Here is a 23,036-nt window from a genome sequence, read left to right as displayed (position 1 = left end):
CGACCGGGACGGCCACCAGGTCCCCGGGGCGGATGTCGCCGGGCATGGTCACATCGGCGGCGAGCACATCGCCCGCCTCGCAATGCCGGCCGACGACGGTCGCCGTGCAGGGCTCGGCCGTCGAGCGCCGGCCGATGAGCCGGGGCGCGTAACGTACGCCGTACAACGCGGGCCTCGGGTTGTCACTCATTCCGCCGTCCACGGCCACGAAGATCCGGTCGCCGGTCCTCTTCACCGCGAGCACCCGGTAGAGCGCCACGCCCGCGGGCCCGACCAGCGCACGGCCGGGCTCGACGGTGAGCCGGGGTACGGGGAGGCCGGCCGCGGTGCAGCTCGTGGCCAGTTCCCGGCGGATGCGGGCGCCGAGGGACGGTATGTCGAGCGAGGTCTCGCCCGGCCGGTAGGCGACCGCGTGCCCGCCGCCGAGGTCCAGCTCCGGCAGGACGATTCCGTGCTGGTGGCGGATCTGGGCGAGCAGCCCGACGACCCGTCGCAGCGCGGTCAGGTAGGGCTTGACGGTGGTGATCTGCGAACCGATGTGGCAGTGCAGTCCGACGAGTTCCAGCCGTGGCTGGTCGAGGATCCGCGCGACGGCGTGCTGAGCGCTCCCGTCGGTGATCGACAGCCCGAACTTCTGGTCGTCCGTGCCGGTGCGGATCGCGGCGTGACTGCCCGCGCTCACACCGGGAACCACACGCACCAGCACCTTCTGGCGGGCGCCGTCCGGGACGAGCGCGGAGAGCCGGGCTATCTCCCACGCGCTGTCGATGACGATCCGCCCGACGCCCAGGCGCAGCGCGGCGTCCAGGTCGTCCGGACTCTTGGCGTTGCCGTGCAGCACGATGCGCTCGGGCGGGAAGCCGGTCGTCACGGCGAACTCCAGCTCGCCCGCGGAGCAGACGTCCAGGCCGAGGCCCTCCTCCTGCACCCAGCGCAGGAGGGCACGGCAGAGGAATGCCTTTGCCGCGTAGACGACATTGGTGTCCGGGAAGGACCGCAGATAGGTGCGGCAGCGTTCCCGCACCTCGCCCTCGTCGAGGAGATAGACCGGTGTGCCGAACCGCTCGGCCGCCTCCACGAGGGAGACGCCTCCCACCGCGACATCATCGCGGGAGGTGAGCCGCGCCGAAGCGGGCCAGACGGACAGGCTTGCCGCGTTGCCCGGCGGCACGGGGGCTGCGGGGGGCACGGTCGGTGCGGGCGTCGGAGCCGACGGCCCGGGAAGTGCTGTGGTCATGGTGTTCCCCCAGCCGATCAAGAGGTTGATGCAGGAGACAACGGCTGTGTTCCGGCCGCGCGGACCACATCGACCGCTCGCAGATTCCGGACCGGTCGGCACTCGCGTTGTGGCGCGGGGGCCGTACGGCGGGTGAGCCGCGCGGAGGAGGCGGCGCCGGGACCCGGGACAGCAAGCAGCGGGTCGATGACGAGATCGACGACCCCCAACGGCGCGACGAGCGCGCGTACCGCCGGCTCGGACAGCCGGATCCAGGTCTGTCGCTGTCCGAGGGTGAGGAGCAGCTGCCGCTCGTGGGTGAAGGCGACGGCGGTACGTGCACCGAGAGGCGTACGGAAGAGGCGGACGCAGTGGCCCGCGGGCCCCGACCGGACCGGAACGAACAGTCCTCCGGTCCGGTTCGGTTGAAGGGGGTCGGGGTCCTCGGCACACTGGTTGTCGTTCATGGCACTCCTCGTGGAGACGGGTACATCGCCACGGACTACTGCAATCCGTGGCACGCTACGACGCTATGCCGCTCCTGCCGGGCCGAACATCTCCGTTAGCGCTCCCTTGATCCCGCACGGACGCCCCTTGACGCACGATTGACGACGGCATCGTCATCCAGCCCCGCCGAACGCCGCCGGGCTCCGAAATCGCATTGCGGCGAGCCGACCGACCAGTGTGACTTCGCGTGTTCACTTGGGTACTTTGAGTCAATGATCGGTGCGGTGTCGTTCTCCCCGGCGTATCGCCGCATGTGGGACGGCGGCGTGCTCCTTCTACTGCTCTGGCTGGTCTTCCACCTCCTGGGCTGCGCACACAGCCATGGCACGGCGTTCGACACCCATCACGGCCCGACGAACGCGGTTGCCGCGGCCGCCGCTCCTGCGGCGACACCGCCCGGTCCGGCCACGGCGTCGTCTCCCGATCCGGCACCGTGCTGCCCCGAGACGGATCACACGGCGGACTGGATCCGCATCGACGCCCCACCCCCTCCCGCCCCGGGCGGGGCACTCCCGGTGGAGGTCCGGCCCTGGGCACCCGCCGCCGCCCTGTCGGGCGACGGGACGGGTCGGGCACCCGATCACGGCCTCCTCGGCGGGCGGTGCATCCTCACGGCCCTGTGCGTGGCACGGACCTGACCCGGCCCGCACAGCCGCCCACCCGCTTCACACCCGTCCGGCCCGTGCCGGACCGGATCCGGGCCGCTGTGTGTCCGCTCCCTGATCCCCCGATGCCCCGACGGCCGCTGCCGGCCGGGGCGAGGAGCCGTGACACGTTCATGAACATCCCCCCGTACGCCCCTGCCCCGACGTCTGCCCGTGGACCTTCCGATCTGGTGGGCCGCACGCCGGTGCTGTGGATCGGTGAACCCTTCGCCGACGCCGGCCGTGGTTTCTGGGCCAAGCTCGAAGGCGCCAATCCGGGCGGCATCAAGGACCGCCCCGGCCTGCACATGGTGGCCCGCGCCCGGGAGCGCGGCGATCTGGTCCACGGTGCGCCGGTCATCGAATCCTCCAGCGGCACCCTGGGACTGGGCCTGGCCCTGGCCGGGATCGCCTTCGGACATCCGGTCACCGTGGTCTCCGACCCCGGACTCGAACCGGGAATCCGCCGGGCGCTGGTCGCCTACGGCGCCCGCGTCGAGACCGTCACCACCGCGCACCCGGTGGGCGGCTGGCAGCAGGCCCGGCGCGAGAAGGTGGCCGAACTGCTCACCGGAACTCCCGGAGCGTGGTGCCCCGACCAGTACAACAACCCCGACAACGTGGCGGCCTACGCCCCGTTGGCCGCCGAACTTGTCGCGCAACTGGGCCGCGTCGACGTCCTGGTCGCTTCCGTCGGAACCGGCGGCCACTCCGCGGGGGTCTCGGCCGCGCTGCGCCGGGCGTTCCCCGACCTGGCGCTGATCGGCGTGGACTCGACCCGTTCGACGATCTTCGGGCAGCCGGCCGGACCGCGGCTGATGCGCGGGCTGGGTTCCAGCATCCACCCGGGCAATGTCGCCTACCCGGCGTTCACCGAGGTCCACTGGGTGGCCCCGGCCGAAGCGGTCCGCTCCTGCCGGTCGCTGGCCCGCCACCACTACGCCTCGGGCGGCTGGAGCGTCGGCGCGGTGGCGATGGTCGCCGGATGGGCCGCCCGCACCTGCCCCGCCGGAACAAGGATCGCCGCGATCTTTCCCGACGGACCCCATCGCTATCTCGACACCATCTACAACGACGGCTGGTGCCACGGCCACAACCTCCTCGACCCCCCGGTGCCGCTGCCGGACGAGCCCGACGAGATCACCGACCCGGGCGAGCGCACCGTGACGTCCTGGACGCGTTGCCGAACGGTCACCGGCCCGGCCGTCGTCCCTGCCGTACTGGCGGGTGCCCGGTGAGGCGGCTGCGCGCCCAGGTGCGCTCCTTCGAGCCCGGCATCCGGCTGCTGATGGTCAACCAGTTCGGCATCAACCTCGGCTTCTACATGCTCATGCCCTACCTCGCCGACCACCTCGCCCACGGCCTCGGCCTGGCCGCGTGGGCGGTCGGCCTCGTCCTGGGCGTACGCAACCTCTCCCAGCAGGGCATGTTCTGGCTCGGCGGGACCCTGGCCGACCGGATCGGCTACAAACCCATGATCCTGACCGGCTGCGCTCTGCGGACCGGAGCGTTCGCGCTGCTGGCCCTCGCCGACACCGTGCCCGCGCTGATCATCGCCTCCGCCGCGACCGGGTTCGCCGGCGCCCTGTTCAACCCCGCCGTCCGCGCCTACCTCGCCCAGGGCGCCGGAGAGCGCCGGGTGGAGGCGTTCGCCGCCTTCAACGTCTTCTATCAGGCGGGCATCCTGCTCGGCCCGCTCGCCGGGCTCGCCCTGCTCACCCTCGACTTCCGGGTGGTGTGCGCCGCGTCCGCGACCGTGTTCGGGGTCCTGGCCGTCGTCCAGGCCCGTGCCCTGCCGGCACGGCGTCCGGCACCGGACGCGGAGCGTACGAGTGGGTGGCGGGGCATCGCGACGGACTGGCGGACGATTCTTCGCAACCGGCCCTTCGTCCTGTTCTCCGCCGCGATGGCCGGCTCGTACCTGCTGGCCTTCCAGGCGTACCTCGCCCTGCCCCTGCAGGCCCGCACCCTGCTGGGCGACGACGGCGGCACCGCGATGGGTGTGGTCTTCGCCGTCTCCGCCGCGGTCGCGGTCGCCGGTCAGCTCCGGCTGACCGACTGGGCCAGGAAACACCTGGCCCCGCCGAAAGCGATCGCGCTCGGCCTGGCCGTCATGGGCGCCGCGTTCCTGCCCCTGCTGCCCGGCCCGCATCACCGCGGCCACGGACTGACCGCCGTACTCGGGCTCGGGGGCCTGGTGGCGTGCGCGGCGCTGTTGGCCGCGGGTGCCGCGCTGCTGTACCCGTTCGAGATGGACACGCTGGTCCGTCTCTCGGGACAGCGTCTGGTGGCCACCTACTACGGCGCCTACAGCACCGTGGCCGGCGTCGCCGTCGCCCTCGGGAACCTCGCCGTGGGAGCCCTGTTCGACCTGGCCACCCGTACCCATGCCCCCTGGCTGCCGTGGACCGTGCTGTCCATGCTCGGCCTCGCCTGTGCCGCCGCCCTGACCGGCCTGCGCCGCACCGGGCACCTGCACCTCGCTCCCACCGCGGCACCGGCCCAGGCGCCGACCACGGCGTGAGAGCGCAGGGACCGCCGGCCTCGCACCCGTTCCGTGCGAGGTCGCCGCCGCCCCGGGAGACGGTCGGCAGTACCGGCTCCGTCGCGCCTACGCCCCGTACTGTGCTCGCACGGCCAGTGCGATCAGATCGTGGATCAGGAATTCTCCGGGCGCGCGGTTGTCCTTCAGACGGGCGAGGTCGTCGGGGCCGAACCAGTCGAAGGCGGAGTGCTTGGACCGTTCCAGGACCGGGTTGCCCAAGTCACCGTCGACCTCGACGAGATAGTCGGCCTCGTGACGGAGTCCGGCGCCGTCGTCGCCGGTCCAGGTGCTGGTGCCGAGGAACCGCCGCACGTGGCGCAGGCGCCAGCCGGTCTCTTCCTCGATCTCGCGGGCGAGAGCGTCCAAGAGGGCCTCGCCGGCCTCGACGTGGCCGCCCACGATGTCCCACGTGTCGGGAAAGAGCCGGCGGTCCGAGCTACGCCTCTGGGCGAAGGCCGCACCGTTCTGGTCGAGGATGACCGCGCCGACGGTCCAGACCGCGCCGGGCACGGGAACGGGCACCTCGACGTCGTCGTTCACGGTGAACTGCGAGACCGGGCCCCTGTACTGACGCATCACTTCTCCTCGTCGCCGTTCCTGACAGCCACCTGATCCGGCCACGGCGCAAGAACCGTCGTACGTGACTCGGGATGCTCCCGCAGCCAGGCCAGGAGCGGGAGCAACTCGGTGGCCGGAGCGTACAGACCGAACGAAGCCGCTTCGTCCTCACGGCGGGTTCTTCCCGTGATGCGGTAGGCGCTTGCCGGGCAGGCTAGATCGATATGCGGTCCGTCCGCCACCCGTGCCCCGAGGATCTCCTCCCATGGCACCTCGACGGCTCCGTACATGTTCGATCGCACCGCCGTCGGGGTGAGCTCGACCGTCGGCCTTCTGGGCCTGCGCAGGACGCGCGCACCGACCGCAGGAGCTCGTGCACCGGCTCTGAACTGCGACTTCTCATAGACCACATGTCCGACGGGGAGTTGGGGGCATTGCTGTAACTCGTCCGAGCGGTCTCGGTGTTGGTGGTGGTCCTGCAGGTCTCCTGCAGTGTCCTTCGAGGATCTGCCGGTGACGCTGTCCTGCCACTTTGGCTCGCCGCGGGACTCTGTTGCTCAATTCGTCTGGGCTCGGGGACCGCTGATGCGCGAGGGCGACTTGCCCGGTTCTTGACGTTCTGGTGGTGAGGCTACGGGCACGGGAGGTGCTGACGAACCAGATGCTCAGGAATATGGAGTTGCGGGCGGCGGCCCGGCTGACCGATGCGCTTGGGATCCGTTGCCGCGTTGCAGGCCGCTAGCCTGTCGGTATGTCAGATCGTGTCATGCCCGGTCGCACGGACGGCCTGATCACCCTGGTTGCCGCGGACGCTCTGTGGGTCGATTTGACGGCCGACAGTGCTGTGCCGACGGCTTCTGGGGCATTCACCTGCTCTCCTGCCCGTGCCCAGGTGAGGTACGTCCTGCTCGGCAGCCATGTAGTGGCGACGGTGAGGGCGAGCAACGGTCAGTGGAGTGTTCCGGAAGTTGAGGTGCGCCGGGCGGCCGCGGAACTGAACGCGGTTGGGATGGATCGGCAGGACCTCGTCCGCATCGGTCCGTTTCGTGGGGCGCCGAGGCAGGAGTGCAACGAGGAAACGCCGCTGCGTTGGCGCCAGCGCATCAAGGGGGAACTGCAGGAGCTGGGCGACCCCGAGCGGGCAGCACGACGTGAAGTCGGCCGGCCGTACCATCTGGCGGGGATCGACTGGCGACAGATACTCGTGGAGCAGACCCGCGACGGGACGCAGCGCACGTGGTGGCTGCCGCGCGCTGTGGTCAGGCTGCTGGACGCAGCCGAGCACGCCGAAACGCAGTGGGTGCAAGCCGCGCGGACCCGCCAGACAAGCGCAGCCGTCACCGAGCCGCCCTCCCACCCCCGGCAGGCCCGAGACGCCGGCGGTCGGCAGACGACGAGCCCCGAGGGCCCCACCGCCTCACTGCGCCCGTACAACAAAGAGCTGGAAGGCCAGCTGTACTCGGTGCTCAGCAGGAGGCCCGGCACCTCACGCAAGGTGGCCGGGTGGGCGTGCGCCGTCTGCCGCACCGCGCCCGCCACCGTGCTCGACCACTGCCACGAACACGGCTACGTCCGCGCCCCCCTCTGCCAGTCCTGCAACACACAGGAACGCCCCGACCACCTGTACAGCAACGACATCCGCGTGGCGAACCGCTACACACGCCTCTTCCACACCGACACCGACGACTGGCTCCGCCACTGGCACCGCTGCCCCGGCTGCCGCGCACGCACCACCCTGCCCCTGCCGCACCTCGCCGCATGGACCGCCCACATAGCCTGCCGATCGCTGCGCCCGACCCACCGCGCCCCCCGCGGGCGCAAACCCTGCGGTGTCCTGCGCGTGTCCTGGACGGGCAGTCAGAACGCGCCCCGTTCCTGCCTGCTCACTGTCGCCGTCGACTTCTGCCCCTCCGGCGAGCACCGTGTCCTGGCGCGAGTCCCCTACCGCGAAGCCACCGAGCGGTTTCGTGCCTGGTTGGCCGAGACGGCCCCTGCCGTGGCCGCCGCGGCCGGTCCTGACCGCCTGGACGGCCTCCCTGCCCAGTTCCGGCCAGTCATCGCGGACACCAGCGGCGAGGACCTAGAACTGTTTTGAGCGGGCACCGGGAGACCTGACACCCCACCGTCACGGCTACGGCGGCTGACCTGTCAGGCTTCGCAAATGCGCGGAGCCTGCCATGTTGTCCGGCCCGGGACCACGGTATCCCCGTGGCCATCGGGCCGGACGTTGCGGCCCTGCACCAGGTCGTCAGGTGCCCGCGATTTGGGCTTCGAGGTCGGCGACCCGCCGGTCCTGGGAGCGGAGGTTGGACCGGGCGGCCTTCAGCCGCTCGTCGAGGTTGCGGTTGTCGGCCGTGAGCTGGCGAACGCGCTGCCGGCCTGGACGGAAGCTTCGATTCCCCCATGGGACGGCGAGGGCATCGCGGCGTTCCCAGCCGATCCCACACGCAACCACCGGGCCCCACGACACGAACCCCAACCGTGCTGAGAAGCGGACGGATGGCACCGCACGTTGGCTCCACCCCGGCCCACCGTGAAGCCCTCGAACCGGACAACCCGCCTCCAAACGCCACGAGGACCGCCGAAACTCGCAGAACACCCATTGAGGATCCGCGCGAGCCGTACCCGCGTGGCACTGTCCTGCCGAGGCTGTGGTCACCCGGTGCAGTCGGGCAGTCGCCTCAGGTGGGCGGCGGCTTCAGTGTGGCGGGGATGGTTGAGTTCCGTGAGGGTGCGGTGGGCCGTGATCAGGGTGGCGCGGGCTTCCTTGTGGCGGCCGAGGTGGTGCAGGGCGATGCCGAGGTCGAGGCGGGCAGGTGAGCTCCAGGCCGGCATGTCTGCCGCCTCGAAAGCAGTGAGCGCTTGGCGCAGGGGGGCTTCCGCCTCGGACCAGCGGGCGAGCACGGCAAGATCGCAACCGAGGTGGTGGAGGGTGGCGGCGTGGTAGACGGCGATCAGGTCGGGTGACTGGCCGGGGATTCCCGCGCGGCAGATGGCCTCGCTGCTGAGGTGGATGGCGAGGGCCTGGCCGGCATGGCCGGTCTCGCGCAGCACGATACCGAGGGTGTTGAGGGTGGTCAGTTCGGCGAGACGGCCTTGCGGGGTGGTGTTGTCGCGGTGGCAGGCGGCGGAGTCGCGCAGCCAGGCGATGGCCTCGCCGGTGCGGCCGAGACGTTTCAGGGCACCGGCCCCGTAGCCCAGGGCCCAGCCCATCTGGAGCCGGTCGCCGCTCTCCCGGGCTGCGGTGAAGGCCGTGTCGGCGGTCTCCAGGGCGGCATGGTGGTCGTAGGTGCACATGTTGTAGGCCCAGGCGAGATAGTTGAGGTGAACGGTCTCGTCCACCCGGCTGCCCAGCGCACGGGCGGCAGCGACGGCGAGTTGGAACACCTCCGCCCACTGCTCCCAGTGCTGGGTGCGGTCGGAGAACCAGTGCATGGCCTCGGCGGTGTCGATGACCTGCCGGTGCCATCCGGCGGCCTGGGCGTGGTGGAGCGCCCAGAGCCATTGGGCACGTTCGGCTTCCAGCCAGGCGCGGGCCGGTTCAGGGCCGGTGGGGGCAGTCACGGGGTCGGGGTCGCCGTCGGGGGCTCGGCGGTGCTCCGCGTCGAAATGGAGCGCCGCCGCCGTGGCCCGGGTCAGCATCCAGCGGGCGGTCCGGTTGCGGGCGCCCGCGAGGGCGGCGGGGTCGTCGTCGGCGGCGAGCTGCTCGGTGGCGAACAGTTTCAGCAGATCGTGGAAGCGGTAGCGCTCGGTTTCCGGGTGGGGCTGGAGAAGTCCGCGGTCGGCGAGGTCCTGGGCGCACAGGCGGGCCCGGCGCAGCGTGGTGCCGGCCAGCAGGGCGGCGGTCTCCGGGCTGAAGTCGGGGCCGGCCGCCAGGGCGGCGCGCCGCAGCAAGGTACGGGCGATCGGGGTGAGCCGGCGGTAGGACAGCGCGAACGCGGCCCGCATTTCGAGGCTGCCGGCTCTCAGAGCGTCCAATCGACTTTCTTCGCGGGTGAGTTGGGCGACAAGCTTGCCCAGGCGCTCCTGCGGCCGGATCGCCAGGCGCTGTCCGGCGATCCGGACGGCCAGCGGCAGGTGGCCGCACAGATCGGCGAGGTCGCGGGCGGCCTGGGCCTCCCGGGCGACGCGCTGTGCGCCGATGATGCGGGTGATCAGTTCGACGGACTCCTCTCGGTGCAGCAGGGTGAGGTCGATGCGGTGTGCGCACTCCAGGCCGGCCAGGGCGTGGCGGCTGGTGACGACGGTCAGCGAGTTGCCCCGACCCGGGAGCAGCGGGCGGAGCTGGTCCTCGTCGGCGGCGTTGTCCATCAGCAGGAGCAGTCGACGGACGGCGGCGATCGAGCGGAACAGGCCTGTGCGGTCCTGGGTGTCGTGAGGGATGGCACGCTCGGTCACGCCGAGGGCGCGCAGCAGGCGGGCCAGGACCTCGCGTGGGTCAGCGGGCCGTTCGTCCATGCCGCACAGATCGATGGCGAACTGGCCGTCGGGGTGGTGCGGGGCGAGGGTGTGTGCGGCGTGGACGGCGAAGGCGGTCTTGCCGAGGCCCGGCTGTCCGGTGACGACCGCGACAGGTGCCGAGTCTCCTCCGGGGTGTTCGGCCAGGGCACGCAGACGGGCCAGGGCCTGGGTACGGGCGGTGAAGTCACTGAGGTCGCGCGGCAGCGGCAGGGCGCCCGAGGGTGCGGCGGCCAGGCGTGGGCGGGGCCGGCCGAAGGCGGCGACCCGTTCCAGGTCTCCGCGGTCCGCGGCGTCCAGGGCGAGTGCGCGGGCCAGGGCCTGCACGGTACGGCGCTGCGGTCCGCGAGTGCGGCCGCGTTCCAGGTCCACGAGGGTGCGGACGCTCACTCCCGCGGCGTGGGCGAGTCGTTCCTGGGTGTGGCCGGCGCGGACGCGCAGGCTGCGCAGCAGCTCCCCGAACCCGCCGGACGCGGATCCGCCGCTGCTCATGATGCCGCTCCCCCCGGCGGTGCACCACGGCCGCGGCGCGAACCGTCCGGCAGCAGGGTGCGGGACGTGGCCCTACCGGACGGGAGGTGGTTCTGCCAGGTGTACGGCCTGGTGATGCGGCTCGGCGCCGGGTCGTTGGACCAGGTGCTGCCGGGACCGGCTGCTGGTGGACGCCCGCTGGCAGAGGCTCGGCAGGGCTGCCGCACGTGCAACGCTCCTCGTGGTGCTGCGCTCCCCCGGGTGCGGCGCGAGCTGTACGACAGAAGTATGCCGGATGCAGTCCTGCGGGTTGAACTGCCTGGTCCGCGCTGCCGGGCGCGTGCTCGACTGGGTCCGGCCCCGCTGCCGGGGCACGGCGGGTGACGGCAGTATCCGGGTGAGGCGTCGATGCGCCTGGCCCCGGACAGGATCGGAAGGTGGCGATGGGGATGAGCGGCGACGCGCGCATGTCGAGCCGTCAGATACACACAGTCGGTGCGCTGGCGGGTGTGACGGTGGGGTGCAGCGGGCCGTGGACGCCCAGGGCGGCCGCGGGCGGCCGCACCGGCGCTCTTGTGCTCGCCGCGCCAGGACGACGAGGCGCCCAGCTTGACCGGGTCGGTCCTGGAGCACCAGGCCGCCGGACGGCCGGTCCGCCCGGTGCTGGTGGCGAAGGGCGCGAACAACCAACCGGCCGGGACGATGAACGAGGCCCCGTGCCCGATGACCGTCGGCCCCGGTCGCCACCCATACTCTGCGGGTGGCTGCCACGGCCTGGCGTGGCCGATGGACGGGCGCGTCATGATCGCGCCTGGGCGGCCTCGGAGTTCACCGCCTCGGAGGTGGCCCTGGGCGCCGACGAGGTCATCAACCTGAAGGTGCCCGACTCCCCGTCCGACTCCGCCAGGAGCTGCAATCGGTTCCTGGAAACGGTGAAGGCGGAGTGCGAGGCCATCGCACAGCGGAAGCCGGGCGCCTCGCACCAGTCCACGGTCGGCCGGAGGCCACCGGGATCCAAGGCCCTCAGCAACGCGTCGTACCTCTTGGTGCGGGTGGGCCCCGGGCTCGTACGGCCCGGCGGACCGCGCTTTGTGATCCCAGGAGGGCTCTTTCCCGGAGGCGTATGAGGGCTCTGGAGGAGGTTCGTCTCCAGGGCGGACGGGGGCGCGCGGTGTGCCCGACGGGTATGACGGTCATGGCCGAACCCGTGAATGCCGCACGGCGCCCGTGCGAGCCGCCGTCGCGGAGCGTGCGGCGGATCGTCTGCGCGTCTACCGCCGCGTTGCCGCCGTACTAGGCAAGGAAGACCACCTGGTGCTCGGTGGCTCCCGGGACTGCGCCCGACGGGTTCGCCACCCTCCACGACAGACTCAAGGCCGACTCCCAAGGCCGCAGAGCCGACCAGTCAACCGCACGCCCTGTGGCTGTGCGACCACCACATCGACATCACCACGGTGCCGGCCCTGCTGGCGGACCCCTGCTCCTCGGCCTGGTGCGGCCCTGGGCCGCGTCTCCCCCTGGTGAGTACCGTTGCACCGTGCCGGCTCCTTGTCCCGGCCCATCGCCGCTGTCTCGCCAGGTGTTCGGAGTGATCGCCCCGGTCATGGCCCACCGTCCGCCGATCAGCCCCGGCCCGTGGAAGGACACACCATGACATCGAGCCCCCTGTCCCTCACGAGCCCGGATCGTCCGGCCGCCCGCTACACCGTGGAGGAACTCTCCAGAATCGTCGGCATGTCGCCGAGGAACGTCCGAGCACACCAATCCCGCAAGCTGCTGCAGCCGCCGATCCGCAGAGGGCGGGTCGGCTACTACGACGACACGCATGTGCGCAGACTGGAGCACATCGTTTCACTGCAGCGGCAAGGCTTCAATCTGGTGTCCATCGGCGCCATTCTCGGTGCGGAGGGCCGCGATGACGACCGGGAAAAGCTCACCGCCGCCCTGCAGCGGGCGATACGGGAGAGGCCCGGCGTTTTCCACTCCTTGAACCGGCACGGCATGCTCGGCTGGGACGAGGATGGCGCCGTGCGCATCGCCCGACCCGGCGTCTTGCGTGCCGCCCTGGACCTCGTCCGGGCGGGAATCCCCGAGGCGGTCACCCTGCAGTGCCTGGCGCGGTTGCTGGACCGGATCGACGGTGCCGCCGAGGAGCTGATCAAGATCGTCGGCGCGGACATCCTCTCGCTCAACCTTCCTTGCCACGAACGGAATTCGGCTGCCGGATTGGATGACCACAGCACCGGCACATTCACCCAGGGACTGGTGGAACTCCTGGCGAGCGCCTTCCGCGCGGCTGCCGAGAACCACGGCCGGGAACTGGCCGCGGACCTGCTGGCGAGCAGCTACGGGTCCGCGCCCTGGGTCGAGGAATCCGTCGTCGTCGAGAACGGCTGAGCAGCCCGGCTCCCCCGAGCGGGCCGATGACACCATTCCGTGCCGTGGTCGATCCGATGTTGGGCACGGGATCGATCCTTTCGCCGAGGACCGGCCCCATCCGCACTACGGTCAGTGCCGGCCGGGATTGCCGCAGGCGTTGCGGGACGGCTGAATGCCGTATTTCGATCCGTCCCTGCCCACTCGCCGCACGACCGTCCCCGTATCAGGATCGTGAAATCCCATGAATCGCACGTCCCCGTTGCCGGGTGCCGCCAAGGTCGAGAGCTATCGGCTGCGCGCCGACGCACGGTTGACCAACGAGCCGGGCGGGTGCCTGGTGCTGGAGCAGTCCCGCTACCGGCTGCGCCTTCCCGACCCGGAGGCCGGCCGGCGGGCGCTGCTGCTGCGCATGGCGGAGGGTTGGCTGAGCGACCTTCAGATAGCCCAGCTCGTCACCGGCCTGGAGGGCGAAGCCCGGATCCTGCCCGCTCAACTGCTTGTACGCCGACTGCTATTGCACTCCTGGCTGGAGCGCCGGATCGCCGCCGGAGCCCGGGCGCTGCTGGACGTGGTGCCCCGTGGGCTCGGGGCGCAGAGCGGTCCCGCCCGGCGCCTGCACGGCGCCGGGGTGGTCTACCGGCTGTCCCGGTTCGCGGTGCTCCGCACCGATCAGGGGCGGATGCTGGCCCATTCCCCGCTGAGCACCGTCGCCATCGCCTGCGCGCATACCCAGCTGGGCGCCGTCCTGACGGGCGCGGCGGCGAGCGGGGTCAGTCGGCTCGACGTGGCCAAGGGACTGGAGGTGGACGAGCCTACCGCCGGCCACTTGTTGGACGAGCTGCTCTCCGCCCAAGTCCTGGTGACGTCCGAGGAAGCCGAGGCCGAGCTCGGAACCGCTCCGATGGGTCTGTGGTCGCCGGAGGAACTGTGGCTGCACGACCGGACGCGGCCGCAACGCCACGCGGCGCCGATCGGCGCCACCTACCGCTTCCGCGGTGTCCTGGAGCCGGAGCCTCCGCAGACGAGCGGGCCCACAGCGCGTCGCACGATTCCGCTGCCCGCGCCGTCCCCGCGCCCCGCCGAGGCGACGCCGGACTCGCTGGCGGCGGTGATGTCCCGTCGCCGCAGCGTGCGCCACCAGGACGACGCCCGGCCGATCTCCGCAGCCCAATTGGCCGAGTTCCTCCATCGGGTCCAGCGCCTCGAACCCGCCGCCACCGGCAGCGTCGACGGCCTGGAGACCGGCAGGCGCCCGTACCCGGGAGCGGGTGGGATCGGCGAACTGGAGATCTACCCGCTGATCTCGCGCTGCGCCGGACTGGAGAGCGGGCTCTATCACTACGACTCGGTGCGGCATCGCCTGGCGGCCGTCGCCGCCACGGGCCCCGAGACCGCGAAGATGCTTTCGTTCGCGCGCGCCACGGCCACCATGCCGAACCCGCCACAGGTGTTGTTCGTGATCACCGCACGGATCGGGCGCCTGATGTGGAAGTACGAGGGAATTCCGTACGCGCTGGCGCTCAAGGACGCCGGAATCCTGACCGCGTGGATGTACCTGGTCGCCACCGACATGGGTCTGGCCCCGTGCGCGCTGGGGGCGGGAGACGTCGCCTCGTTCGCCGCGCTGTCGGGACTGGACACGCTGGTCGAACCCGCCATCGCTGAGTTCGCCCTCGGCTCTTGCCCGTCCGACTCCGAGGAGCAGCTTTGAGATTCCGCAAACAGGCCCTTCGAAAGCTGGAATCACCCGAACAACTCGACGAAATCGCCCGGCTGGCCTCGATACCCACCTGGTTGACGACGGTGGCGCTCCTGGTCGTGGTGCTCTCCGTCGGCACTTGGTCGGCGTTCGCCACGGTACCGAAGACCGTCACCGCCCCCGGGGTGCTCACCCACGCTGCGGGCGCCGTCACCCTGGACGCCACCCGGCAGGGACAGGTGGGCGCGGTCCTGGTGGTCCCGAACCAACGGGTCCGCGAGGAGCAGCCGCTCTACACCCTGGTCAGTCAGAACGGCTCGACCGTGACGGTCACCGCGCCGTGGACCGCGCACGTTGTCAGTGTCCGGATCTCCGAAGGGGAGATGCTGCTGCCCGGGAGCAAAGTCGCCGTTCTGGAGCGGCTGGACACGCCCGGCGACCGGCTGGAGGCGATGGTCTACGTGCCGGCGACCCACGCCCCGCTGCTGCGCGTCGGCATGCCGGTGCGGCTGTCGACCACGGTGGCACCGGTGAGCGTCTTCGGCACACTGTCCGGAACGGTCTCGGCCGTCGGCTCCCTTCCGGAGACCGAGGAATCCCTGCACGCCTTCCTCGGCGCCGACCGCGATGTGACGCCGTTCCTCACCGCCGGTTCGGTCGTCGCGGTGACCGTCCGCCTCACCCCCGACGCCGAGTCGCCGACCGGACTGAAGTGGTCGCGCTCCTCCCCGTCCTTCGCGCTGAACTCGCAGAGCACGGTATCGGCGACCCTGACCGTGGCCCAGGAGCACCCGCTGAATTGGCTGGTGAACCAATGAGTCCGACCATCCCGAAGCGCGGCACCGACCGGCCGACCGCCAAGCGGGTGCGCACCCCCACCGTGATCCAGATGGAGGCCACCGAGTGCGGGGCGGCCTCACTGGGCATCGTGCTCGCCCACTACGGCCGCCACGTCCCGCTCGAAGAGCTCAGGCAGGCCTGCGGGGTGAGCCGGGACGGCTCCACCGCGGCCAGCGTCGCCAAGGCGGCGCGCCGATACGGGCTGACCGCACGAGGCCGGCAGAGTCCCATCGCGGACCTCGCCTCTGTGCGGCTGCCGGCCATTCTGTACTGGAATTTTGAACACTTCCTGGTGCTGGAGGGCATGGGGCGGAAGGTCAGACTCAACGACCCGGCCACCGGCCCTCGTACGGTGAGCTGGGAGGAGTTCGACGACGCGTACACGGGCATCCTGATCGCGCTGGAACCGGGTCCCGGGTTCGAGCGCGGAGGACACCCGTTCAGTCTGGTCCGCACGCTGCGGGAACGCTGGCGCAATCTCGGCTCAGTCGTGCCGCAGACCGCGATCCTCGGCCTCCTGGTCGCTATGGTCGGCATCGCGGTGCCGGCCCTTACCCGGGTCTTCGTCGATCGGGTGCTGCTCGGCTCGGACTCGGGCACCTCAGTCGCGCTGGTCGCGGCCATGGCCGTGGCCACCGTGATCACCCTCGTCGCCGGATGGCTGCAGCAGCGCCTGCTGGTGCGCGCCGAGACCGCGGTGGCGCTCGGCAGCGCGGCACGCCTGATGCGGCACATGCTGCGGCTTCCGTTGGGCTTCTTCAACCAGCGCATGGCGGCCGATCTCGCTCGCCGGGTACGCACCAACGACGTGGTGGCCGACATCTTCACCCGGCGTCTGGCATCCACCGCGGTGGACATGGCACTGGCCCTGTCCTACGCCGCGCTGCTGTGCCAGTACGACCTCGTCCTGGGGCTGTGTGCGCTGGTCTTCTCCGGCCTCAACGTGGTTGTGCTGCGCTGGCTGTCCGCCATCCGCGCGACTGCCATTGCAGGCCTGCAGGCCGAACGCGGCCGGCTCTTCGCCGCCGTGTACACCACCATCTCGATGATCGAGACCGTCAAGGCCAGCGGGCAGGAGGAGCTGAGCTACCAGCAGTTCGCCGCGCGCCAGGCGGCGGTCACCACGGGTCAGCAGAAGGCGGGCGTGCCCGCCGCCGTCGTGGCAGCGGTACCCGCCCTGCTCGCCGCGCTGAACACCGCCGTGCTGATCGCACTGGGCAGTCACCTCGTCCTGACCGGCACCCTGACCGTGGGAGTGCTCGTCGCCATGCAGGGCCTGGCCGTCGCGATGAACCGGCCCGTCACCAGCCTCACCACGGTCAGTGCCCAGGTCGAGGAAATCGGCGCGGACCTGCAGCGCCTCCAGGACGTGGAACGCTATCCGCTGCCACCCGCACCTGTCGTCTCCGGCGCACCGACACCGTTGGAAGGCCACGTGGTGCTCGACAGGGTCACCTTCGGTTACAACCCGCTCGTCCCACCGCTCCTCCAGGACTTCTCACTCGAGCTGCCTCCTGGCGCGCGGGTGGCACTGGTCGGCGGCTCCGGCAGTGGAAAGTCCACCGTCGGCCGGCTGCTCGCCGGCCTGTACCAGCCCTGGAGCGGGCGGATCACCATCGACGGCCGGGATCCGCACACGCTCGACCCGGGGCTGTGGGCCGCCACCATGGCGATGGTCGACCAGGACAAGATCATGTTCGAGGGCACGGTACGGGACAACATCACCCTGTGGGACCCGACCATCCCCGACGAGGACGTCGTGCAGGCCCTCAAGGACGCCTGCATCCACCAGGAAGTGGCGGCCCGGCCCGGCGGCCTGGCCAGCCCGGTGCACGAAGGCGGACGCAACTTCTCCGGAGGCCAGCGCCAACGTCTGGACATCGCCCGCTCCCTGGTCCGCAACCCCCGGCTGCTCATCCTGGACGAGGCCACCAGCGCCCTGGACACCGAGACAGAGCGACTGATCGACTCCAACCTGCGCCGCCGGGGCGCCACCTGCCTCATCGTTGCCCACCGCTTGTCCACCATCCGTGACTGCGACCGGATCGTTGTGCTGCAGCACGGCCAGGAGGTCGAACGCGGCACTCACGATGCCCTCATGGCACGCGACGGTTCCTACGCGGCACTCATCCGGCACCACGCGAAGTCAGCGGGGGAAACCACATGAACACTGTCGTTCCGCCCCAGGACTGGGACCTGCTCGCCCAACTGGCGGCCCCCGGCTCCACCGCGACCCGCCGCATCGACGGGCGACACACCGTCTACCTGGTCGAAGGCGGGCCGGCCGACATCTTCGCAAGCCGTCTCGTGCCCGACGGCGACACCTCCCGGCAGCACTTCGTCGCCCGCTGCCCCGCCCACAGCGCGATCCCCTCCTCGACCGCGACCGGCGAGTGGCAGCTCACCGTGGTGCCACTGCCCGGCGGCCGGCTCCGCGGCGTCGACCACGACCAGCTCTCCAGGCTGTGCCGCCAGGTCCAGCCGGAGGAGTCGGACGGCTGCCGGCCGCCCGGTCGCGATGACCGGATCGCCGACGTGATCAGCGACGCGCTGGATCGTGCTCTGCAGGCCGTCTCGGACGCCGTACGCTCCACCAGCGCCCCGCGGGATGCCCAGGTCCTGCGCTCCCGGCAGATCGTCTCGCTCACGCGCGGCCGCACGGTCGTCGGAAGCGGCCGACCGTGCTGGATCCGGCTGGCGGATGGCCGCATGAGCAAGAACGGCTTGGCCGGACGTGAGGCGCTCTTCCTCGGTCTCCAGGACTGGACCCGTGCGGAGTCCGACTGTCTGGTCGAGCTCCTGAACACCCCGGACCTGCTGCGCTCCGGAGCCCTGTTCGAGGCGGTCGACCAGCAGATGGCCCATCTGGTGCGTTCGCTCGGCGATCGCGCCCTGGCCGCCGACACCGTGTTCCTGCACGCTCTCGATGTCCGCAAACGCGCGGCCGAGCAGATGGTGGCAGCGAGTGCCCGACGGGCCCTGGGAGTGCTCGGCGCCAACCGAGCCCGCGGCGGGCGACTCGCCACCGACGGCGCCCAGGACGCCCGGGCCTGGGCGGTCGAGACCCTCCAGGTGGTCACCGAAGGAGCGGACGTCACCGTGACGGAGCCGCCCACTCACACGCCGGGAACCAGCAACCCTGGCGACGAACTCCGAGCGGTCGCCCAGAGCTCGGGGCTTCACCTGCGTCAGGTCCGGCTGTCCACGAAGTGGTGGCACAACAACGTCGGACCGCTCATCGGCTGGCGCCCGACCCAGGCAGTCGGCTCGGCATCCGCTGATCAGCCGACGGATACGCCGACCGGCGGCCCGGCCGTGTCGGCCGGCACCGAAGGGGATGCCCGGCTGATTCCGGTTCCCCTGCTGTTCGCCCGCGGCAGGTACTGGATGGTCAACCCACACACACGGGCGCGTACCCCGGTGGACCAGCGGCGCGCGCAAACCTTCAGCCGGAACGCCACCCTGGCCCAGCTGCCCCTGCCCGCGCACAGCAGCCTGCGGCAACTCCTGCGCCGGGGGGCTTTCGGCACCGCGTCGGAGCTGCGTTCCATGCTGGCCAACGGAGTCGCCGTGGCGTCGCTCAGCCTCGCCACCCCGCTGCTGATCGGCCAGGTGCTCAGTTCCCTGACGTCGGGAGGCCTTCAGGACCTTCCCTGGGCCACCGGGCTGTACCTGGTGAGCGCCGTCGCAGCGGCCCTGTTCACCGCGCTCCTGAATCTGCACGCGTTGCGGCTGGAGGACCGTTTGGAATCGGGGGTCCAACTCGCCCTGTGGGACCGGCTGATCCGGCTCCCGTCCGACTTCTTCACCCAGACCACCAGCGGCGTCCTGGCCAGCAAGATGCTGGGCACCGCCTACGCCCGCCAGGCCTTGAACGGGCTGGCGACCCGGACCTTCCTCGCCCTGCTGACCGCGGCAGCCGGACTGGCTCTGACTCTGAAGATCAATCCCGTCGTCGGTCTGTACACCCTCGTGCTGCTGGCCGGCACCAGCGGCCTGGGAGTCCTCTTCGGTGCGGCGGTGATCCGCCGTCAGCGCCAGGCCCTGCCCGCCGAGCACCACGCCGCGGCAGTGACCAACGAGATCTTCGGCGGCATCATGAAGATCAGGCTGGCCGGCGCCGAGAACGCCATGTTCAGCCGCTGGGCGCAGGCCACCGTCGCGGCCCGCGCCCGGCTGCAACGCGTTCACCGGGTACAGGGAGCCCTGTCCGCGGTCGCCGTCACCGTGCCCATCGCCGGACAACTGATCCTCTTCGCCGTCCTGGCAGGCCCTTTGCGGGGCCAGGTGCCGGCGAGCGGCTTCTTCACGCTCAACGCGGCCTTCGCCCTACAACTCCAGTCCATGATCCTCCTGGTCACCAGCGGTGCCGAGTTCGTCGTCGTGCTCCCCCGCCTGCACGGCCTCTCCGAGGTACTGACCGCGCGGGCCGAGCGGGAACCCAGCCACGTCCAACCGGTGGACCTCCGGGGGGAGATCGAGATCGTCAACGCGACCTTCGGCTACCCGGGCCAGGACACCCCGGTGCTCGACAAGGTGACGCTGCACGCCCGCCCCGGCCAGTTCATCGCGATCGTCGGTACCAGCGGCTCCGGCAAGTCCACCCTCCTGCGGCTGCTGCTCGGCTTCGAGCGCCCGCGCAGCGGCTCCGTGCTCTACGACGGACAGGACCTCGCCGAGCTCGACGTGCAGGCCGTACGCCGGCAGTGCGGAGTGGTCCTCCAGGACGGGCGGCTGTTCAGCGGCACCATCCGGGAGAACATCTGCGGCGCCCAGCCCTACTCCGTCGAGCAGGTCTGGGAGGCCGCCGCCATGGCAGGGCTCGACGAGGACATCCACCGGATGCCCATGGGTCTCAACAGCTTGCTGTCCTTCGGCGGCGGCGCCCTGTCCGTCGGCCAGAGGCAACGTGTCCTCATCGCCAGGGCGCTGATCTCCAAACCGCGGGTGCTCTTCTTCGACGAAGCGACCAGTGCTCTCGACAACCACACCCAGGAGATCGTCACCGCCAGCACCCAGCAACTCGCCGCGACCCGAATCGTCATCGCCCACCGGCTCTCCACCGTGATCAACGCGGACGTCATCCTGGTCATGGACCAGGGCCGGATCGTCCAGAGCGGCACCTATCACGAGTTGCTCGCGGACACCGGTGGACTGTTCCACCGGCTTGTCCAGCGCCAGCTCTGGGCGCAGTCGGCGAATCCGCGCGATGCGGCCGCAATCTCCCCAACTCCATGACGGAAAGCGAAGGTTCGCACTATGGAAGAAGCCGAGCGCACTACTTTCACCGCTCGCTACAGCGCGGTGGTCGCGGCCGCCTGGTCGGACCCTGGCAAGGAGCGGATGCTGTCCTCCGACCCTGGGGCCCTGCTCGCCGAACACGGAATCAGCGTGCCGATGGGCACCGTCATCGAGGTCGTCCGCGATCAGCCCGCGACGTCCGACGTTCTGGAATCCCAGATCCGGGCCTGGGAGGAGATTCCCGACCGCGGCACACTCAGGCTGCTGGTCCCGCACCCGGAGCGATTCGAGGCTATCGACCTCGCGGAGGAGGAACTGGACTCCCTCGTCGCCGGTCTCGGTCACCCCGCCCTGCCCGACGTTCCGCGCTGAACGCCCGTCGGTCCCTGGCGCGGCATCTGCTGATGCCGCGGCCGGAAGAGCCCGGCTGCCGTGGTGGAACCGTGTGGCCGTCACTGTCGAACCCCAGGAAACCGAAACCCCAGGAAATGCAGAGGAGAAAGACCGTGAACGAGGAAGACGAGACCTACGCCGCCGATCTCTCGGATGACGAGCTCCAGGCCCTCGTGGCAGGTATCAAAGGGTTGACCGTCACGAACGACGAATAGGCACCGCCGTCCGGCGCCCACGGCGGCCGACGGGCAGGACGCAGATCGTCCGCCGGCCGCCGAACCGCATTTCGGCGGCGCCACCGGCAGACGACAGAACGGTCGTGCCGTCATCGGCACGACCGTTCCCCAAAACCCGCCTTCGCGAATGTCCGGCTTCTCAGCCGTCGAGCAAGGCGGCCAGTGCCGCGAGCGAGGGCGCCGCTGTCGTGTCCGTCCCCGGGCCGTCCGGAGCACCGAACTCGACCGCCGCGCACAACTCCTCCGGTGTCAGCGCACCCAGCCGGTCCCGATAGTGGTCGAGCAGCTCGGCCGCGGTCTTGCGCAGTCCTGCGTCGTCCACCGGACAAGGCGGAAGGGACAGTTCGGTGTCGAGGTACCGGACCAGCATGGCCCGTAGCGCTTCGGTGCCGGGCCGGCGAACCGTCAGCGACAGGTGCACGGACAGACCGCCGCTCTGACCGACGGCCGAGTGCGGTGCTCCTCGCGGGATATAGAGCACCTGCCCCGGCTCCACCGTGGTCTCCAGCACCGCTGGCCCCGGGTGCGGCGCATATCCGGCATCCCACTCACCGCTCGCCGGGACGCTGTGCACCTGCCACCGCTTGCTGCCGTTCAGCTGCACGACGAAGACGTCCGCATCGTCACGATGCGGACTCAGCCCTTGTTCCCCCGGCGGCGTGACGAAGACGAACGCCTCGACCGGGCGGCCCAGTTCGGCGCTGAGGCGGCCGGAGAGCGCCGCCGCCCCCGGATGCCAGTGCTCGATGTTCCGCATCAGCAGGGTGGCTCCCGAGGAGACCCTCCTCAGTACCTTGTCCGGGTCGGCGTAACCGGGGAACTCGTGTTCACCGACACTTCGCACCGTAGTGAAGTCACCCAATTCCAGGTTCCGTCCGCTGCGGACCAGTTCCAGATAGGGTCTGCGGAGCAGGCCGCCGGTCAGCGCTGTGTCCAGGTCGGCCAGCGTGACCAGCCGTGCGGGAGGCGCGCTCGGGCGCAGCACACGAGCCTCACGTCGCCACGCGGTCCCGAGGAACAGCTCAGGGTCGCCCACCAATGAGCGGAGAGTTTCCATCCAGTGATCACTTTCTCTTACGAAGCGCTTCGAAGCGGATGGGTCTTGGCGCCCAGCGCCTCAACCGCGGTGCCCACGGTGGAGAGAAGATCGCTGTGGACCGGCAGCCCCGGCCGCGCACAGCGCAGCTGTGCCACCACGTCCGAGCGGCGCCGGTAACCGTTCTCGACGCCCACCGTGATCGCCCGCCCGGCGGCCGCCGCCGCTCCCAACTCGTAAAGCGCGATGGGCTGTTCGGGCCGCGCCGCGTTTCCGCTCGGAAACCAGAAGAGCACCAGGTCCGCCAGCGCCAAGTGCCGATACTCCCAGGCCACCATGGACTCGTTGAAGCCTGACGAGCCGGCGATGACCCGACGCGGGCTGAGGAGGGCCAGCGAGCACCGGTTGGCGCTGCTGCCGGACCAGATCTGCTTGAAGGCGGTTATCGCCTCATATCGCCAGTCGGGGCAGTTGTGCATTCCGCCGGCGAGGAAGACCTTCGTTTCCTCGGCCCGGGGCACGTATTCCTGCATGGACTCGATGACTCGCACCTGTGCGGTCTTCATCATGCGCCGCTCTCTGCTGGTGACGGGACGAGAGGAATTCAGGAGTGGATGCACCTGGTACGTTCCGGGGCCTCCGCGACCTCCAGACGCTGAACCACGGAGTTGCGCTTGTCACCCGTGGTGAGCACGAACCTGCCCTGCGACCGATGACGGGGGGGTGCCTCTATGTTCTTCGTCAAGCGTGCAGGAGGCTTCGGTCCGGGCTCGATGTTCTCCGTGGGGCATGAGACTGTCTGGTTGTGTCGGA

General features: G+C 70.7%; 18 protein-coding genes. 11 read left to right on the top strand and 7 right to left on the bottom strand.

Features of this window, described 5'->3' with window-relative positions:
* Together lysA and ACFVX4_RS38780 are read right to left on the bottom strand one after the other, a co-directional pair.
* The coding region (lysA, locus tag ACFVX4_RS38785; protein WP_389987261.1) for a diaminopimelate decarboxylase at positions 1-1,237 on the bottom strand (1,237 nt) is incomplete at its 3' end.
* Between the two features lie 17 nt (positions 1,238-1,254).
* A complete protein-coding gene (locus tag ACFVX4_RS38780; protein WP_389987258.1) occupies positions 1,255-1,683 on the bottom strand; it encodes an SAV_915 family protein in 429 nt (142 codons plus the stop codon).
* Between the two features lie 252 nt (positions 1,684-1,935).
* Here ACFVX4_RS38780 and ACFVX4_RS38775 point away from each other — a divergent pair, with 252 nt between their 5' ends.
* From ACFVX4_RS38775 to ACFVX4_RS38765, 3 genes are all read left to right on the top strand, one after another.
* Complete coding sequence (locus tag ACFVX4_RS38775) at positions 1,936-2,361, top strand: hypothetical protein (protein WP_389987255.1); 426 nt, start codon at positions 1,936-1,938, stop codon at positions 2,359-2,361.
* 92 nt (positions 2,362-2,453) lie between these two features.
* The gene (locus ACFVX4_RS38770) at positions 2,454-3,605 is read left to right on the top strand and encodes a PLP-dependent cysteine synthase family protein (RefSeq protein WP_389987252.1); all 1,152 of its coding nucleotides are present in this window, start codon (positions 2,454-2,456) and stop codon (positions 3,603-3,605) included.
* Positions 3,602-4,891: an MFS transporter gene (locus ACFVX4_RS38765; RefSeq protein ID WP_389987249.1), complete on the top strand. Its 1,290-nt coding sequence runs from the start codon at positions 3,602-3,604 to the stop codon at positions 4,889-4,891. Before ACFVX4_RS38770 ends, ACFVX4_RS38765 begins: the two co-directional genes overlap by 4 nt.
* An 87-nt stretch (positions 4,892-4,978) precedes the next feature.
* On the opposite strand, the gene ACFVX4_RS38760 is transcribed toward ACFVX4_RS38765, so the two are convergent.
* On the bottom strand, positions 4,979-5,488 hold the full coding sequence (locus tag ACFVX4_RS38760) for an NUDIX hydrolase (protein WP_389987246.1): 510 nt from the start codon (positions 5,486-5,488) through the stop codon (positions 4,979-4,981).
* Positions 5,488-5,772 (bottom strand): hypothetical protein, encoded by a 285-nt coding sequence (locus ACFVX4_RS38755; protein ID WP_389987243.1) that lies wholly within the window; start codon positions 5,770-5,772, stop codon positions 5,488-5,490. The genes ACFVX4_RS38760 and ACFVX4_RS38755 overlap by 1 nt, the downstream gene beginning before the upstream one ends.
* 449 nt (positions 5,773-6,221) lie before the next feature.
* Between ACFVX4_RS38755 and ACFVX4_RS38750 the strand changes: the two genes are divergently transcribed.
* Positions 6,222-7,565 carry an endonuclease domain-containing protein gene (locus tag ACFVX4_RS38750; RefSeq protein ID WP_389987240.1) on the top strand — a complete coding sequence of 448 codons (1,344 nt, stop codon included), beginning with the start codon at positions 6,222-6,224 and terminating at the stop codon, positions 7,563-7,565.
* A gap of 560 nt (positions 7,566-8,125) precedes the next feature.
* Here ACFVX4_RS38750 and ACFVX4_RS38745 read toward each other — a convergent pair.
* Positions 8,126-10,420, bottom strand: a complete 2,295-nt coding sequence (locus ACFVX4_RS38745) for a helix-turn-helix domain-containing protein (RefSeq protein WP_389987237.1) — start codon at positions 10,418-10,420, stop codon at positions 8,126-8,128.
* Positions 10,421-11,178: 758 nt separating this feature from the next.
* Between ACFVX4_RS38745 and ACFVX4_RS38740 the strand changes: the two genes are divergently transcribed.
* The 7 genes from ACFVX4_RS38740 to ACFVX4_RS38710 all read left to right on the top strand — a co-directional run bounded on the left by ACFVX4_RS38740 (position 11,179) and on the right by ACFVX4_RS38710 (position 20,930).
* Entirely contained in the window at positions 11,179-11,526 is a 348-nt protein-coding gene (locus ACFVX4_RS38740; RefSeq protein ID WP_389987235.1) for a hypothetical protein, read from the top strand.
* A 523-nt stretch (positions 11,527-12,049) separates the two neighbouring features.
* Complete coding sequence (locus tag ACFVX4_RS38735) at positions 12,050-12,796, top strand: MerR family transcriptional regulator (protein WP_389987232.1); 747 nt, start codon at positions 12,050-12,052, stop codon at positions 12,794-12,796.
* A gap of 223 nt (positions 12,797-13,019) precedes the next feature.
* The gene (locus ACFVX4_RS38730; protein WP_389987229.1) at positions 13,020-14,489 is read left to right on the top strand and encodes a SagB family peptide dehydrogenase; all 1,470 of its coding nucleotides are present in this window, start codon (positions 13,020-13,022) and stop codon (positions 14,487-14,489) included.
* Entirely contained in the window at positions 14,486-15,295 is an 810-nt protein-coding gene (locus ACFVX4_RS38725; RefSeq protein ID WP_389987226.1) for an HlyD family efflux transporter periplasmic adaptor subunit, read from the top strand. The genes ACFVX4_RS38730 and ACFVX4_RS38725 overlap by 4 nt, the downstream gene beginning before the upstream one ends.
* Entirely contained in the window at positions 15,292-17,484 is a 2,193-nt protein-coding gene (locus ACFVX4_RS38720; protein ID WP_389987223.1) for an NHLP family bacteriocin export ABC transporter peptidase/permease/ATPase subunit, read from the top strand. The genes ACFVX4_RS38725 and ACFVX4_RS38720 overlap by 4 nt, the downstream gene beginning before the upstream one ends.
* Complete coding sequence (locus ACFVX4_RS38715; protein ID WP_389987220.1) at positions 17,481-20,555, top strand: ATP-binding cassette domain-containing protein; 3,075 nt, start codon at positions 17,481-17,483, stop codon at positions 20,553-20,555. Before ACFVX4_RS38720 ends, ACFVX4_RS38715 begins: the two co-directional genes overlap by 4 nt.
* 21 nt (positions 20,556-20,576) lie before the next feature.
* Positions 20,577-20,930, top strand: coding sequence for a hypothetical protein (locus ACFVX4_RS38710; RefSeq protein WP_389987217.1), 354 nt, complete (start codon positions 20,577-20,579; stop codon positions 20,928-20,930).
* 396 nt (positions 20,931-21,326) lie between these two features.
* Here the strand turns inward: ACFVX4_RS38710 and ACFVX4_RS38705 are convergent, their stop codons facing one another.
* Positions 21,327-22,172, bottom strand: coding sequence for a JmjC domain-containing protein (locus tag ACFVX4_RS38705; protein WP_389987214.1), 846 nt, complete (start codon positions 22,170-22,172; stop codon positions 21,327-21,329).
* Positions 22,173-22,261: 89 nt separating this feature from the next.
* A complete protein-coding gene (locus ACFVX4_RS38700; RefSeq protein ID WP_389987211.1) occupies positions 22,262-22,792 on the bottom strand; it encodes a nucleoside 2-deoxyribosyltransferase domain-containing protein in 531 nt (176 codons plus the stop codon).
* Between the last annotated feature and the right edge of the window lie 244 nt (positions 22,793-23,036).

Origin of the sequence: Streptomyces sp. NPDC058240 (assembly GCF_042882135.1) — a bacterium.
In the GTDB taxonomy this organism is placed as follows: Bacteria; Actinomycetota; Actinomycetes; order Streptomycetales; family Streptomycetaceae; genus Streptomyces.
Note: the sequence above shows the minus strand (reverse complement) of the source record. Positions and strands in the feature narration are given on the sequence as shown.

Bases quoted from the DNA above. Each gene is read 5' to 3' on its own strand.
- ACFVX4_RS38770 (WP_389987252.1), top strand. From the start codon at position 2,454: ATGCCCCGACGGCCGCTGCCGGCCGGGGCGAGGAGCCGTGACACGTTC.
- ACFVX4_RS38750 (WP_389987240.1), top strand. From the start codon at position 6,222: ATGTCAGATCGTGTCATGCCCGGTCGCACGGACGGCCTGATCACCCTG.
- ACFVX4_RS38730 (WP_389987229.1), top strand. From the start codon at position 13,020: ATGAATCGCACGTCCCCGTTGCCGGGTGCCGCCAAGGTCGAGAGCTAT.
- ACFVX4_RS38720 (WP_389987223.1), top strand. From the start codon at position 15,292: ATGAGTCCGACCATCCCGAAGCGCGGCACCGACCGGCCGACCGCCAAG.
- ACFVX4_RS38715 (WP_389987220.1), top strand. From the start codon at position 17,481: ATGAACACTGTCGTTCCGCCCCAGGACTGGGACCTGCTCGCCCAACTG.
- ACFVX4_RS38775 (WP_389987255.1), top strand. From the start codon at position 1,936: ATGATCGGTGCGGTGTCGTTCTCCCCGGCGTATCGCCGCATGTGGGAC.
- ACFVX4_RS38735 (WP_389987232.1), top strand. From the start codon at position 12,050: ATGACATCGAGCCCCCTGTCCCTCACGAGCCCGGATCGTCCGGCCGCC.
- ACFVX4_RS38710 (WP_389987217.1), top strand. From the start codon at position 20,577: ATGGAAGAAGCCGAGCGCACTACTTTCACCGCTCGCTACAGCGCGGTG.
- ACFVX4_RS38700 (WP_389987211.1), bottom strand. From the start codon at position 22,792: ATGATGAAGACCGCACAGGTGCGAGTCATCGAGTCCATGCAGGAATAC.
- ACFVX4_RS38760 (WP_389987246.1), bottom strand. From the start codon at position 5,488: ATGCGTCAGTACAGGGGCCCGGTCTCGCAGTTCACCGTGAACGACGAC.
- ACFVX4_RS38745 (WP_389987237.1), bottom strand. From the start codon at position 10,420: ATGAGCAGCGGCGGATCCGCGTCCGGCGGGTTCGGGGAGCTGCTGCGC.
- ACFVX4_RS38780 (WP_389987258.1), bottom strand. From the start codon at position 1,683: ATGAACGACAACCAGTGTGCCGAGGACCCCGACCCCCTTCAACCGAAC.